Genomic DNA, 12,970 nt, shown 5'->3' with positions numbered 1-12,970 from the left:
TCAGGCAAGGTAAAAATTAGGCTTGCGCGGCCTTGGCTACCACAGCCTTGTTGAAATCCGCGAAAAACTGGCCGGCGAGCTTCTGCGATGTCGAATCGATCAGTCGCGAGCCGAGCTGCGCGATCTTGCCACCCACCTGAGCTTTGGTGGAGTAACGAAGCAGCGTGTCGCTGCCGTCGTCGACCAGCGTGACAGTGGCGGAACCCTTGGCGAAACCTGCGATGCCGCCCTTGCCTTCGCCTGAGATCGTGTAGCTTTCCGGCGGGTTGATATCGGAGAGGGTCACCTCGCCGGAAAAGCTCGCCGAGACCGGGCCGACCTTCAGCTTGACGGTTGCCGAAAGCTCGGTCGGAGACTTCTGTTCGAGCGTCTGGCAACCGGGGATGCACTGGCGGAGGATTTCCGGATCGTTCAACGCCGCCCAGACCACTTCGCGGGGTGCTGCAATACGTTCTTCGCCGCCCATATCCATGTGATGATCCTCCGTCCACCGTTGCTAGACTTATTGCAAGGGCGATGATCTTTGCCAAGGGGGACAAAAGGCGGACACGCCGGAGCCTCAATAAAACACGCCGCCATAGGCTCCCCGGCTTTGAAGAATGGCCGGCAAATGCTATCTGCTGCCCAAGTCTCAAAAATCCAAGCGGATGAACGTATTGAAGAACAAGGAAAGGCGGCCGGGTGAAAAAGCCCGGAGCGAGGCCGGCAACAGGTCCTCCCGCGGGTACGCCGCCGCAAAACCCGCGTCGGCCGCAGCACCGGCGGAAACCCGCCCGCTTTTGCCGCGCAGCGGCGAGCGGCCGCCCGAGCGCGTGCCGATCATTCTCGAATCGTCCGGTGCCGGTGATTTTCACCTGGTCGACAGCGGCAACGGGCTGAAACTCGAGCAATACGGTCCTTACCGCATCGTCCGGCCGGAAGCCCAGGCGCTCTGGCAGCCGTCACTTCCCGCCCACGTCTGGGAAAAGGCGGATGCACTCTTCACCGGCGATACGGATGAGGACGGCATGGGTCGCTGGCGCTTCACCAAGGAAGCCCTTGGCGAAACCTGGCCGTTGTCGCTGCTCGGCACCGATTTCCTCGGTCGCTTCACGTCCTTCCGCCATGTCGGCGTCTTCCCGGAGCAGATCGTCCACTGGGAGTGGATGAAGAACTGCATCGAGGAGGCGAAACGCCCGGTGAAGGTACTGAACCTGTTCGGTTATACGGGCGTTGCCTCGCTGGTCGCGGCAGCTGCCGGCGCCGAAGTTACCCATGTGGATGCCTCCAAGAAGGCGATCGGCTGGGCGCGAGAAAACCAGTCGCTCGCCCGCCTCGACAAGGCGCCGATCCGCTGGATCTGCGAGGACGCCATGAAGTTCATCCTGCGCGAGGAGCGTCGCGGCAACCGCTACGATATCATCCTCACCGATCCGCCGAAATTCGGCCGGGGCCCGAATGGTGAAGTCTGGCAGCTTTTCGATCATCTGCCGCTGATGCTCGACATCTGCCGCGAACTGCTGTCACCGAAGGCAATCGGCCTGGTGCTGACCGCTTATTCCATCCGCGCCAGCTTCTACTCCATCCACGAACTGATGCGCGAGACGATGCGCGGCGCCGGCGGCGTCGTGGAATCGGGCGAGCTCGTCATCCGTGAGGCGGGGCTGGACGGCAAGACGCCGGGCCGCGCGCTTTCCACATCTCTTTTCAGTCGCTGGGTGCCGGCATGACCGACGATTTTCAGAAATCCGGACCACGACGGGTCGGTCAGGTGAAGGAAGTCACTTCGCTTTCCAATCCGATCATCAAGGACATCAAGGCGCTCACCAACAAGAGAGACCGCGAAGAGAGCGGCACCTTCATGGCCGAGGGCCTGAAGCTCGTCATCGACGCATTGGAGCTCGGCTGGGAAATCCGCACGCTGGTCTATGCCAAGGCGGCCAAGGGCAAGACGCTTGTCGAGCAGGTTGCGGCAAAGACCGTCGCCCATGGCGGCCTGGTGCTGGAGGTCAGTGAGAAAGTGCTCTCGTCGGTCACCCGCCGCGACAACCCGCAGATGGTGGTCGGCATTTTCGAGCAGCGCTGGAAGAAACTTGAGGACCTGAGGCCGGGCAGGGACGAGACGCTGGTGGCGCTCGACCGTGTGCGCGACCCCGGCAATCTCGGCACCATCATCCGCACCGCCGATGCGGCAGGCGCTACCGGAGTGATCCTGGTCGGCGAATGCACCGACCCGTTTTCGCTGGAAACCGTGCGTGCCACCATGGGTTCGGTCTTCGCGGTGCCGGTTGTCAAATGTTCGGCGGAAGAATTCCTGAGCTGGCAGAAGCGCTCCGGCACCCAGGTCGTGGCGACCCATCTCGCTGGCGCCGTCGATTATCGCACCGTGGATTATTCGAGAAAGCCGGTCGTGCTGCTGATGGGCAACGAGCAGTCCGGCCTGCCGGACAATCTTGCCAGGGCCGCCGATCGCACCGTTCGCATTCCTCAGCAGGGCAGGGCAGATTCGCTCAACCTCGCCGTTGCGTCCGCCGTGATGCTCTTCGAGGCCCGCCGCCATCTGCTGACCCTGGACGACAAGAAATGACCGGACGCGTAGCCCTTCTTTCGCGGCCTCCGGTGGCTCTGATCGTCATCGTCCTCGCCGTCATTCTCGATCAGGTGGTGAAGATTGCCGTCGAGAATTATCTTCCGATGCAGGAAGCAGTGCCGCTGGTGCCGCTTTTGGCGCTCTACCGTACCTATAATCTCGGCGTCGCCTTTTCCCTTCTGTCCGGCATGGAGCGGGAATTCATCGTCGGCATGCGGGTGCTGATCGTCGCCTTCGTGCTCTGGCTCTGGCGCCGCACCCCGAAGGAGCGGCCTTTCGCCCATGCCGGGTTCACGCTGATCATCGCTGGCGCGATCGGCAACCTGATCGATGGTTTCGCCTATGGTCACGTGATCGACTACATCCTGCTCCACACCGAGACCTGGTCCTTCGCGGTCTTCAACCTGGCGGACAGTTTCATCACCATCGGGGCAGGCCTGGTGATCCTCGACGAGCTGGTCGGGCCGAAAAAGGTGGATCAGTAAAATTTTACCTGATTGCTCTAAGGATTGGGAAAGAAACCTCGTTAGTCTTTCCCAATGCGAGATATTGCCGACATACATGAACGTATCTCCAAGGCGTTCGGGTCTTCCCCGGCGGCCGACATGGCCGAACCCGTGGTCGAAAAGGTCGTGCCCGCATTTGGCGTGCAGCGGGGTGAGGGAAAGCCTGCATCACGCAGCGTATTTGCCTCGCTCTTTTCCCGGATCTCCGAGTGGCGCCGCCAGCGCACGGTTCCCCGGCTCCAGCACGCCTTGAAGAATGCTGAGGCGGCCAGCGCTGCGAAATCCCGGCAGATCGCCACCGTCGTCCATGAAATCCGCACGCCGCTCAACGGCATTCTCGGCATGACCCATCTTCTCGGCCAGACCAAGCTGACGGCGGAACAGCAGAACTATCTGAGCGGCATTCGCCAGTCCGGTTATGCCCTGGCGCAGCTCGTCGAAGATCTCCTCGACTATTCGACGCTGGAAGCCGGCCGTTTCCGGCTCAACAACCGGGCGGAAAATCTCCGTCATCTCATCGAAAACGTGGTCGAGATGCTGGCGCCGCGCGCCCATGAGAAGCGGATCGAGATCGCCGCGACGGTGGCCGCTGATCTGCCCGACCTCCTCGATTTCGATCCGGGACGTATCCGGCAAGTGCTTTTCAACGTCATCGGCAATGCCGTGAAATTCACCGCCCATGGCGGCGTACTGGTGCAGGCTGCGGTCGATGACGGCAATGTCGCTATCGCCGTCATCGATACCGGTCCCGGCATGGCGCCAGAGGAGCTGAACCAAGTTTTCGGTGAGTTCGAGCAGGCAGGCTCCGCGGAGGCCCGCAGCGGCGGCACCGGTCTCGGTCTAGGCATTGCCTCCCGCATCCTGGCGGAGTTCGGCGGATCGCTTTCCGTCGCCAGCCAGAAGGGGGCCGGCAGCACGTTCACCATCCGCTTCCCCTTGCATTTCGCGGAAACGGCGCAATCGGGCACAGGCGAACGCAACCAGTTGCTCGCGATGTCCCGCGTTCTGCTTCTGGCGCCGGAAGGGCCTGCCGCGAAGGCGACGGTCGCGACGATCGAAACGCTTGGCGGTCGCTGCCGGCACGTCGCCAACACGGCCGACGCGCAGATGCTGATCGACCGCGCCGAGACAGGGCCGCTGGCCTATACTGACCTGATCGTCGATCACCGGCTTGCCTCCGATTATGCCAATGAAAAGGCGCATGCGCCGCTTCATCGCATCCTGCTCGTCAACCCGGAGGAACGCGCTTCCCAGCCTCAGGATTTCTTCGATGCCTGGCTCATCCGGCCGCTCCGGGAAAAATCCCTGATCGATGTCTTGAGCGGCCGCCTGCGCGGCTTCGGCACACGCGACGCGCTCAACGATAACCAGGCCATGCCGCCGCCGCCCGTCATCGAAAAGCATGGCGAAGGGCTCGACGTGCTGCTCGGCGAGGACGATCCCGTCAATGCGCTGATCATCCGCTCGGTTCTGACAAAGGCCGGACATCGCGTCCGTCTCGTCGGTGATTTCCCCAACCTGATCGAGGCGGTACTCAACCGGGACACGCCGCTCGATCTCATCATTTCCGACATGTACATGCCTGGAGGGGATGTTTTCAACCTCCTGGCGGCACTGCGTGGCGAGGAGCAGAACGGCGTCCGGTCTCTGGTTCCGGTGATCGTGCTGACGGGCGAGAGCCGCGAAGCGACGCATCGCGAGGCGCTTCTGAATGGGGCCAGCCGTGTCTTCGCAAAGCCGGTCGATCCGCTGACGCTACTGGAGGAGGTTCGAATTTTGGGAGTTCTCTCCACCGAGCGCCAACAGGCGCGTTGACGCGACCACTCCTGGAACCTATTATGACAATGGATGTCACGTTCTTGTCGCAGAGAAGTGATTTAAGGCGGTGATCAAACCGGGACGGGGAGAATCACCTTGGCAATCGAACTCCTGAACCGTGAAGTGATACCTGAAACAAACCAGGCGCCGGCCTCTGCTCCGGTAAGCGGCGATGTCTTCGGCCGCATTGGCACGCTCGAAACTCGGCTTGCCCGCAGCGAGCGTGAAATCGATGCCGCGCAGGCGGTTCGCTATCGCGTCTTCGTTGAAGAAATGCACGCGACACTCAGCCCCGACGCCATGCGCCGCCGCCGCGACGTCGATGCCTTCGATGCGATCTGCGACCACCTTCTGGTCGTCGACAATGCAATCGAGGGTGACATCGAAGATCAGATCGTCGGCACTTACCGCCTGCTGCGCCAGGAAGTGGCGTTAGCCAATAACGGCTTCTATTCGGCATCGGAATTCGACATCGAGCCGCTGCTTGCGCGTCATCCCGACAAACAGTTCATGGAGCTCGGCCGCTCCTGCGTACTGCCCGACTACCGTACCAAGCGCACCGTCGAACTGCTCTGGCAGGGCAATTGGGCCTATTCGCTGAAGCACGGCATGAACGCGATGTTCGGCTGCGCGTCCTTCCCGGGCGTTTCGCCCGAAGAACACGCCATGGCGCTGTCTTTCCTGCACCACACGGTCTCGACCAAGGGCGATTGGGCGGTTTCGGCACGGCCGGAACTCTATCGCCCGATGGACCTGATGCCGATGGAGGACGTGAATACCCGCAAGGCGCTTTCCTTGCTGCCGCCGCTGATCAAGGGATATCTGCGCCTCGGCGCCATGGTAGGCGACGGTGCGGTTATCGACCACGCTTTCAACACCACCGACGTTTTGATCGTCCTGCCGATCGCCTCGATCTCCGACCGCTACATCAGCCACTTCGGCGCCGATGCGGGACGGTTCGCGAGCTAACGGACAAGCCTTATGGGACCGTCGTATTGTGCGATGGTTTCATCCGAAGTCAGCAGCAGCATGCCTTCGGAAATACTCTGCGCGATGAGAATCCGGTCGAACGGGTCCTTATGGATCGGAGGTAGGCTCTCGACAGCAAGAGCATGCTCGGTGCTCACGTGTAATTCCTGAAATCCATTGTCGAGCAAAGCGCGATGTAAAACGCGCGGACTGATATTGAAACCACTACGATTGAGCGCTCGTTTGATAATCAGCTCCCAGAGGCTGGCGGCACTGAAGAAAAGCTCATTTTCCTCATCTTCAATGATGGCGCGCATTTCGTCGGTGAGCTTTGGCGCATCGTCGGCGAACCAAGCGAGGATATGAGAATCCGGGAGAACTCTCATTCTCCGTAAAACATCTCTTCAATTTCCTTGGCGAACATTGTGTCGAAATCGTCGGGAACGGATGCATAGCCTTTTAGAAAGCCAGCCCGTCTTTTCTTCTTCGGCGCTTCCTCCAGCGGCACGACCCTCACCATCGGTTTGCCGGCCTTGGCGATGACGAAAGCTTCCCCGTTTGCTGCCTCTTCGACGAGGCGCGACAGATGGGTTTTGGCTTCATGAATGTTGATAGTTTTCACAAGCAAACCGCCGGGTGGACTTAGTCCACTCGGAGGTTGATTGTAAGAAAACCACTTACGTCCCGGCGTTGTAAGCCGCGATTGCTGCCATATTGACGATATCGCTGTCCTTGGCACCCATCGAGGTGATCTGTACCGATTTGTCGAGGCCGACGAGCAGCGGACCGATCACTGTCGAAGCGCCGAGTTCCTGCAGCATGCGGGTCGAGATCGAGGCCGAATGGATCGCCGGCATGACGAGCACGTTGGCTGTTCCCGAGAGCCGGCTGAACGGGTATTGCTCCATCCGGTGCGGGTTGAGCGCCACGTCCGCGGCCATCTCGCCGTCATATTCGAAATCCACGCGACGCTGGTCGAGGATCTTGACCGCCTCGCGAACCCGCTCCGAACGCTCGCCGATCGGCTGTCCGAAGGTGGAATAAGCAAGCATCGCGACACGAGGCTCGTAGCCCATGCGCTTTGCGACGCGCGCGGCTTCGACGGCGATATCGGCGAGATCCTCCGCATTCGGCATATCGTGGACGGCGGTATCGGCGACGAAGATCGTCCGGCCGCGTGAGATCACCAGCGATACGCCGATCACCTTGTGCCCTGGCTTCGGATCGATGCAGCGGCGGACGTCCTGAAGCGCCGTCGCATAATTGCGGGTCGTGCCGGTTACCATCGCATCCGCGTCGCCGATGGCGACCATGGTCGCGGCGAAGTGGTTGCGATCGTTGTGGATCAGGCGCTGGACGTCGCGATAGAGGAAGCCTTCGCGCTGCAGGCGCGCGTAGAGATGATCGATATAGGCATCGAGCCGATTGGAAAGACGCGCGTTGACGATTTCGACGCCGGTGCGGTCGAGGTCGATGCCCGCCTTTTCCGCCGTCGTGCGGATGACGTCGTCGCGGCCGAGAAGGATGGCAGTGCCGAGCTTCTGGGTGGTGAAGGAAATCGCCGCGCGCATGACCTGCTCTTCTTCGGCCTCGGCGAAGACAACCCGTTTCGGAAAGCGGCGAACGCGTTCGTAGATGCCCTGCGTCGTCGCGGCAATCGGATCGCGACGGGCGGAAAGTTCCCGGCCATAGGCGGCCAGGTCGGCGATGTTCTTGCGGGCGACGCCGCTTTCCATCGCAGCTTCCGCGACGGCAACCGGGATCGCCGAGATGAGGCGCGGGTCGAACGGAACGGGGATGATGTATTGTGCACCGAAGCGGGGGCGGTTGCCCTGGTAAGCGGCGGCGACATCATCCGGCACGTCTTCGCGGGCGAGATTGGCGAGCGCATTGACGGCAGCGATCTTCATCGCATCGTTGATCTGGCTTGCCCGGACGTCGAGCGCGCCGCGAAAGATATAGGGGAAACCGAGGACGTTGTTGACCTGGTTCGGATAGTCCGAACGTCCGGTCGCCATGATTGCGTCGTCGCGAATGCGGGCGACCTCTTCCGGGGTAATTTCCGGATCGGGATTGGCCATCGCGAAGATGATCGGCCTGTCCGCCATCGAACGGATCATCTCTTCGGTAAAGGCGCCCTTCTGGGAAAGGCCGAGCACGACGTCCGCGTCCTTCATGGCCTCGGCGAGGGTCCGCTTGGCGGTGTTCACCGCATGGGCGGACTTCCACTGGTTCATGCCTTCGGTACGGCCCTGATAGATGACACCCTTGGTGTCGCAGAGAATGACATTTTCCGAATTGAAGCCCATCGCCTTGATGAGTTCGACGCAGGCGATCGCCGCGGCGCCGGCGCCGTTGCAGACGAGCTTGGTGGTCTTGAGGTCTCGGCCGGTCAGTTCCAGCGCGTTGATCAGGCCAGCGGCGGCGATGATCGCCGTGCCGTGCTGGTCGTCATGGAAAACCGGGATGTCCATCAGCTCGCGCAGGCGGCTTTCGATGATGAAGCATTCCGGCGCCTTGATGTCCTCGAGGTTGATGCCGCCAAAGGAAGGGCCGAGGAAGCGCACGCAGTTGATGAATTCGTCGACGTTTTCGGTATCGACCTCAAGGTCGATCGCGTCGACGTCGGCGAAGCGCTTGAACAGCACGGCTTTGCCTTCCATCACCGGTTTCGAGGCGAGCGCCCCAAGATTGCCGAGACCGAGGATCGCCGTGCCGTTGGAGATGACGGCGACCATGTTGCCGCGTGTCGTGTAGTCATAGGCGGTTGCCGGGTTTGCGGCGATGGCCAAGACCGGCACGGCAACGCCCGGCGAATAGGCAAGCGACAGGTCGCGCTGGGTCGCCATCGGCTTGGTGGGATTGATTTCGAGTTTACCGGGGCGGCCTTCCGAATGGAAATCGAGTGCTTCCTGTTCGGTTACGGAAGCGCGCGAACGTGCGGCCTTCTCCGTGGCCTTGTCCTTAGCAGGCATGTCTCCTCCAGCTTTTTGTGGGCAGCCGTCCTCTAGGCCGCGGCAGATGTTGTCTTTCAGGTGTCTTCATCGATAGTGTCGCAAGTTCCAGCGCGCAACAAAAAATCGGTTCCGTGACCCAGTTTGAAAGATTCCCCATCGACGCCCTGAATACTGCCGAGCTTGCCTCGGAGGAAAGCCGCGCCTCGGCAACGCCGATGATGGAGCAATATATCGAGATCAAGGCGAACAATCAGGGTTCGCTGCTCTTCTACCGCATGGGCGATTTCTATGAGCTCTTCTTCGAGGATGCGGTCGATGCGTCTCGCGCGCTCGGCATCACGCTCACCAAGCGCGGCCAGCATCTCGGCCGCGAAATCCCGATGTGCGGCGTGCCGGTGCATGCCGCCGACGACTATCTGCAGAAGCTGATCTCGCTCGGTTTCCGCGTCGCAGTCTGCGAACAGGTGGAAGACCCGGCGGAGGCCAAGAAACGCGGCTCGAAATCGGTGGTGAAGCGTGACGTCGTGCGGCTGGTGACGCCGGGCACGATTACCGAGGAAAAGCTCCTCTCACCGTTCGAGTCGAATTACCTGATGGCGCTCGCCCGCATCAAGGGAGCCGCCGAACCGCTTCTGGCGCTTGCCTGGATCGATATCTCGACCGGCGTCTTTCGGCTGGCGGAGACCGATCAGTCCCGGCTGCTCGCCGATATCCTGCGCATCGATCCACGCGAACTGATCCTGCCGGACACGATGTTTCATGATGCCGAACTGAAACCCGTCTTCGACGTGCTCGGCAAGGTCGCGGTGCCCCAGCCGTCCGTGCTCTTCGACAGCGCCAGCGCCGAGGGCCGCATCACCCGTTATTTCGGTGTCGGCACGCTCGACGGGTTTGGCAATTTTTCGCGCGCCGAACTCGCCGCCGCCGCGGCAGCCGTCGCTTATGTGGAAAAGACCCAGATCGCCGAACGTCCGCCGCTCGGGCGCCCCGAGCGCGAAAGCGGCGCCTCTACGCTGTTCATCGACCCGGCGACCCGCGGCAACCTGGAACTGACCAAGACCTTGTCGGGCGAGCGTGAAGGCACGCTCCTGAAGGCGATCGACCGTACGGTGACCGGCGGCGGGGCTCGCCTGCTCGCTGAACGGCTGATGTCGCCGCTGACGGATCCCGACCGCATCAACCGGCGTCTCGATTCCATCTCTTTCCTGCTGGAAGAGCCCTCACTCTGCAGCGAGCTGCGTTCCGGGTTGAAGCACGTGCCGGATATGCCGCGCGCCCTGTCGCGCCTGGTGCTCGACCGCGGCGGCCCGCGTGATCTCGGCAGTATCCTGCAGGGGCTGGAAGCGGCCCGCGGTGTCGCGGGCTTTCTCGACAGGGCCATGCTGCCCGAGGAACTGGGGCAGGCGCTCGACGACCTGAAGGCTTTGCCGCTTCATCTGGAATCCATGCTCGGCAACATGCTGGCGCGGGAACTGCCGCTTCTGAAGCGCGACGGTGGGTTCCTCGCCGATGGCGCCCATTCGGACCTCGACGAGGTGCGGGCGTTGCGCGACCAGTCGCGGCGGGTGATTGCCGCGCTCCAGCTCCAATATGCCGAGGAAACCGGCATCAAGTCGCTGAAGATCAAGCACAACAACGTGCTCGGTTATTTCATCGAGGTGACCGCCGGCAATTCCGGGACGATGACCGATACGCCTGAAGGCAAGGCGCGGTTCATCCACCGCCAGACCATGGCGAGCGCCATGCGCTTCACGACGACGGAACTTGCCGATCTCGAAAGCCGCATCGCCAATGCCGCCGACAAGGCGCTGACGATAGAGCTCGAAGCCTTCGACAGCATGGTCGCAGCCGTGACCTCGGAGGCGGAGACGATCAAGGCCGGCGCTCGGGCGCTGGCGGTGATCGACGTCGCGGCGGGCCTTGCCATGCTCGCCGACGAATGGAGCTATCGCCGTCCGACAGTGGATGCCTCGCGCATGTTCGCGATCGAAGGTGGTCGCCACCCCGTGGTCGAACAGGCGCTACGCAAACAATCGGTCGGCCCGTTCATCGCCAATGATTGCGATCTCTCGCCGCATAATGGCGGTGAGTTCGGTGCGCTCTGGCTGCTCACCGGCCCGAATATGGGCGGTAAGTCGACCTTCCTGCGCCAGAACGCGCTGATCGCCATTCTCGCCCAGATGGGGTCCTTCGTGCCGGCGGCCTCCGCCCATGTCGGCATCGTCGACCGGCTTTTTTCGCGCGTCGGCGCTTCGGACGATCTGGCCCGGGGACGTTCCACCTTCATGGTCGAGATGGTCGAGACCGCCGCCATCCTCAACCAGGCGAGCGATCGTTCGCTGGTCATCCTCGATGAGATCGGCCGTGGCACGGCGACCTTCGACGGCCTGTCGATCGCCTGGGCGGCGGTCGAGCACCTGCACGAGGCAAACAGATGCCGCGGCCTCTTCGCCACCCACTTCCATGAGCTGACCGTGCTTTCGGAGAAGCTGAACCGGCTTTCGAACGCCACGATGCGGGTGAAGGAATGGGATGGCGAGGTGATCTTCCTGCACGAAGTCGGCCCCGGTGCTGCCGATCGCTCCTACGGCATCCAGGTCGCACGGCTTGCAGGCCTGCCCGACTCGGTGGTCGCCCGTGCCCGCGACGTGCTGACCAAGCTCGAGGATTCCGACCGCAAGAACCCCGCGAGCCAGCTGATCGACGACCTGCCGCTCTTCCAGGTCGCCGTCCGCCGCGAAGAAGCCAAGCGGGCCGGGTCTTCCAAGGTCGAGGATGCACTGAAGGCCATCAACCCGGACGACATGACGCCCCGCGAGGCCTTGGAGGCGCTCTACGCGCTGAAGAAGCAGCTCAAGGCCTGACGTTTCGACAGCGATCTGAAGGTGCGCGATCCTGCGTTATCCACCGGTGAGGGATCGTGCCGGATCGCCTTTTGGGAACCCTCGATCCGCATGGCCATTTCGGCCCGGAACATGTTAATGCCTTCAGCTCATGATTCAGGCCGCTTTTACCGGGGCTCCACGTGCTGTCTGTTCCCCTGCCATTCCTTGCCGGCCTTGTTTTCGCGCTGACCCTCTACCGCAGTCTTAAGGGCGTCGAAACGTCTGGCTCGCGTCGTTACTTCTTCGCCTTCCTCATCCTCTATGCCCTGCAGGGTGTGATCGTCGGCCTGCATTTTGGCTACGGCGTTAAGGCGCTCGCACCGATCCAGCCGATAACCGCCGCGCTCATGCCGCCGCTTGCCTTCCTGGCATTCCGAGCATTGGTGGACGAACGGCTCGAACAGCCCTGGCTGCATGTCCTGCCGCCCTTGGCGACGGGTCTCGCTGTAGGTTTCCTCCGCGATCTCGTTGATCCATTGTTGCTGGTGATCTTCTTCGGCTATGGCATCGCACTCTGGCGCCTGACGCTCTCGGATGGCGCGGACGTGATGGCGCAAGCATCGCTTCCGCGCATGAGACCAGCGTTGCGCGCCGCCCGGTTGACCGCCGGGCTGATGCTGTTTTTCGCCATCAGCGATGCCTCGCTGGCCGTCTACACTAATATCTACGGCTCCGGCGATGTGCCGTTGGCAGTCACGATCATGAATCTGGCGGCGATCGCAGCTGTGATCGTCTACTATTTTTCACCCGATTTTTCGTCGGCCAAACCGGCTGCAGCTTCGCCTTCCATCGAGCCGACGCAGGAGGATAAGGCCGCGCTATCTCGCATCGAGGCGGCTCTGGAAGAGGGCGAGCTCTACAAGAGCGAGAATCTGAGCCTTGCCAAGCTTTCCCGCAAGGCAAGGCTTCCCGCCCGCGAGGCCTCTGCCGTCATCAATCGCGCGACCGGGTTGAATGTCTCGCAATTCGTCAACGACCGCCGTATCGCCGAAGCCTGCCGCTTCTTGCGGGAGACCGAACGGACGGTGATCCAAGTGATGCTGGACGTCGGCTTTTCGACGAAATCGAACTTCAACCGTGAATTCCGCCGCGTGACGGGCATGAGCCCCAAGCAATGGAGAACCGAGGCAAGGGCCGCACAAGACGGCGGTGCGATAAAAACACGGCCTTGAACTTCAAAGCGGGAAGCAACAACTTTGAAACGTCCAATGATGATAATCGTTGGTCAAGGTGCCTCAAAAAGATTATAGCCTCCCTCCGCAGGCC

11 protein-coding genes are annotated in these 12,970 nt (G+C 61.8%); 7 read left to right on the top strand and 4 right to left on the bottom strand.

All coding sequences use genetic code 11. From position 1 onward, the window contains the following. Positions 1–16: 16 nt before the first annotated feature. The gene (locus AC1DLT_RS06725; protein WP_038539139.1) at positions 17–472 is read right to left on the bottom strand and encodes an SRPBCC family protein; all 456 of its coding nucleotides are present in this window, start codon (positions 470–472) and stop codon (positions 17–19) included. 175 nt (positions 473–647) lie between these two features. Here AC1DLT_RS06725 and AC1DLT_RS06720 point away from each other — a divergent pair, with 175 nt between their 5' ends. From AC1DLT_RS06720 to olsB, 5 genes are all read left to right on the top strand, one after another. After that, positions 648–1,709 (top strand): class I SAM-dependent methyltransferase, encoded by a 1,062-nt coding sequence (locus AC1DLT_RS06720; RefSeq protein WP_477486255.1) that lies wholly within the window; start codon positions 648–650, stop codon positions 1,707–1,709. Continuing rightward, positions 1,706–2,566, top strand: a complete 861-nt coding sequence (locus AC1DLT_RS06715; protein ID WP_477486254.1) for a TrmH family RNA methyltransferase — start codon at positions 1,706–1,708, stop codon at positions 2,564–2,566. Before AC1DLT_RS06720 ends, AC1DLT_RS06715 begins: the two co-directional genes overlap by 4 nt. Continuing rightward, the gene (gene lspA, locus AC1DLT_RS06710) at positions 2,563–3,054 is read left to right on the top strand and encodes a signal peptidase II (protein ID WP_477486253.1); all 492 of its coding nucleotides are present in this window, start codon (positions 2,563–2,565) and stop codon (positions 3,052–3,054) included. The genes AC1DLT_RS06715 and lspA overlap by 4 nt, the downstream gene beginning before the upstream one ends. Before the next feature lie 120 nt (positions 3,055–3,174). Next, a complete protein-coding gene (locus AC1DLT_RS06705; protein ID WP_477486252.1) occupies positions 3,175–4,890 on the top strand; it encodes a hybrid sensor histidine kinase/response regulator in 1,716 nt (571 codons plus the stop codon). Between the two features lie 99 nt (positions 4,891–4,989). Next, the gene (olsB, locus tag AC1DLT_RS06700) at positions 4,990–5,862 is read left to right on the top strand and encodes a l-ornithine N(alpha)-acyltransferase (protein ID WP_038539147.1); all 873 of its coding nucleotides are present in this window, start codon (positions 4,990–4,992) and stop codon (positions 5,860–5,862) included. On the opposite strand, the gene AC1DLT_RS06695 is transcribed toward olsB, so the two are convergent. Genes AC1DLT_RS06695 through AC1DLT_RS06685 form a run of 3 tightly spaced genes read right to left on the bottom strand, consistent with a single transcriptional unit; the run spans position 5,859 to position 8,837 of the window. Next, on the bottom strand, positions 5,859–6,248 hold the full coding sequence (locus AC1DLT_RS06695) for a type II toxin-antitoxin system VapC family toxin (RefSeq protein WP_477486251.1): 390 nt from the start codon (positions 6,246–6,248) through the stop codon (positions 5,859–5,861). The two genes, olsB and AC1DLT_RS06695, sit on opposite strands and share 4 nt — an antisense overlap. Beyond that, positions 6,245–6,484: a type II toxin-antitoxin system Phd/YefM family antitoxin gene (locus AC1DLT_RS06690; RefSeq protein ID WP_038539154.1), complete on the bottom strand. Its 240-nt coding sequence runs from the start codon at positions 6,482–6,484 to the stop codon at positions 6,245–6,247. Before AC1DLT_RS06690 ends, AC1DLT_RS06695 begins: the two co-directional genes overlap by 4 nt. A 55-nt stretch (positions 6,485–6,539) precedes the next feature. Next, positions 6,540–8,837 carry an NADP-dependent malic enzyme gene (locus AC1DLT_RS06685; RefSeq protein WP_151040519.1) on the bottom strand — a complete coding sequence of 766 codons (2,298 nt, stop codon included), beginning with the start codon at positions 8,835–8,837 and terminating at the stop codon, positions 6,540–6,542. Positions 8,838–9,034: 197 nt separating this feature from the next. On the opposite strand from AC1DLT_RS06685, the gene mutS reads away from it, so the two are divergent. Both mutS and AC1DLT_RS06675 read left to right on the top strand, forming a co-directional pair. Further along, positions 9,035–11,683 (top strand): DNA mismatch repair protein MutS, encoded by a 2,649-nt coding sequence (gene mutS, locus AC1DLT_RS06680; protein WP_477486491.1) that lies wholly within the window; start codon positions 9,035–9,037, stop codon positions 11,681–11,683. Positions 11,684–11,844: 161 nt separating this feature from the next. Continuing rightward, the gene (locus tag AC1DLT_RS06675; RefSeq protein WP_477486250.1) at positions 11,845–12,876 is read left to right on the top strand and encodes a helix-turn-helix domain-containing protein; all 1,032 of its coding nucleotides are present in this window, start codon (positions 11,845–11,847) and stop codon (positions 12,874–12,876) included. Positions 12,877–12,970: the final 94 nt, after the last annotated feature.

This window comes from Neorhizobium sp. 05N33 (assembly GCF_056397445.1).
This window is presented reverse-complemented; position numbering and strand designations above follow the sequence as displayed.

What these genes read in the sequence shown, in the direction of transcription:
- AC1DLT_RS06685 (WP_151040519.1), bottom strand. Translation starts at nt 8,837, where the DNA reads ATGCCTGCTAAGGACAAGGCCACGGAGAAGGCCGCACGTTCGCGCGCT.
- mutS (WP_477486491.1), top strand. Translation starts at nt 9,035, where the DNA reads ATGATGGAGCAATATATCGAGATCAAGGCGAACAATCAGGGTTCGCTG.
- AC1DLT_RS06705 (WP_477486252.1), top strand. Translation starts at nt 3,175, where the DNA reads ATGGCCGAACCCGTGGTCGAAAAGGTCGTGCCCGCATTTGGCGTGCAG.
- AC1DLT_RS06725 (WP_038539139.1), bottom strand. Translation starts at nt 472, where the DNA reads ATGGATATGGGCGGCGAAGAACGTATTGCAGCACCCCGCGAAGTGGTC.
- AC1DLT_RS06715 (WP_477486254.1), top strand. Translation starts at nt 1,706, where the DNA reads ATGACCGACGATTTTCAGAAATCCGGACCACGACGGGTCGGTCAGGTG.
- AC1DLT_RS06720 (WP_477486255.1), top strand. Translation starts at nt 648, where the DNA reads ATGAACGTATTGAAGAACAAGGAAAGGCGGCCGGGTGAAAAAGCCCGG.
- AC1DLT_RS06695 (WP_477486251.1), bottom strand. Translation starts at nt 6,248, where the DNA reads ATGAGAGTTCTCCCGGATTCTCATATCCTCGCTTGGTTCGCCGACGAT.
- lspA (WP_477486253.1), top strand. Translation starts at nt 2,563, where the DNA reads ATGACCGGACGCGTAGCCCTTCTTTCGCGGCCTCCGGTGGCTCTGATC.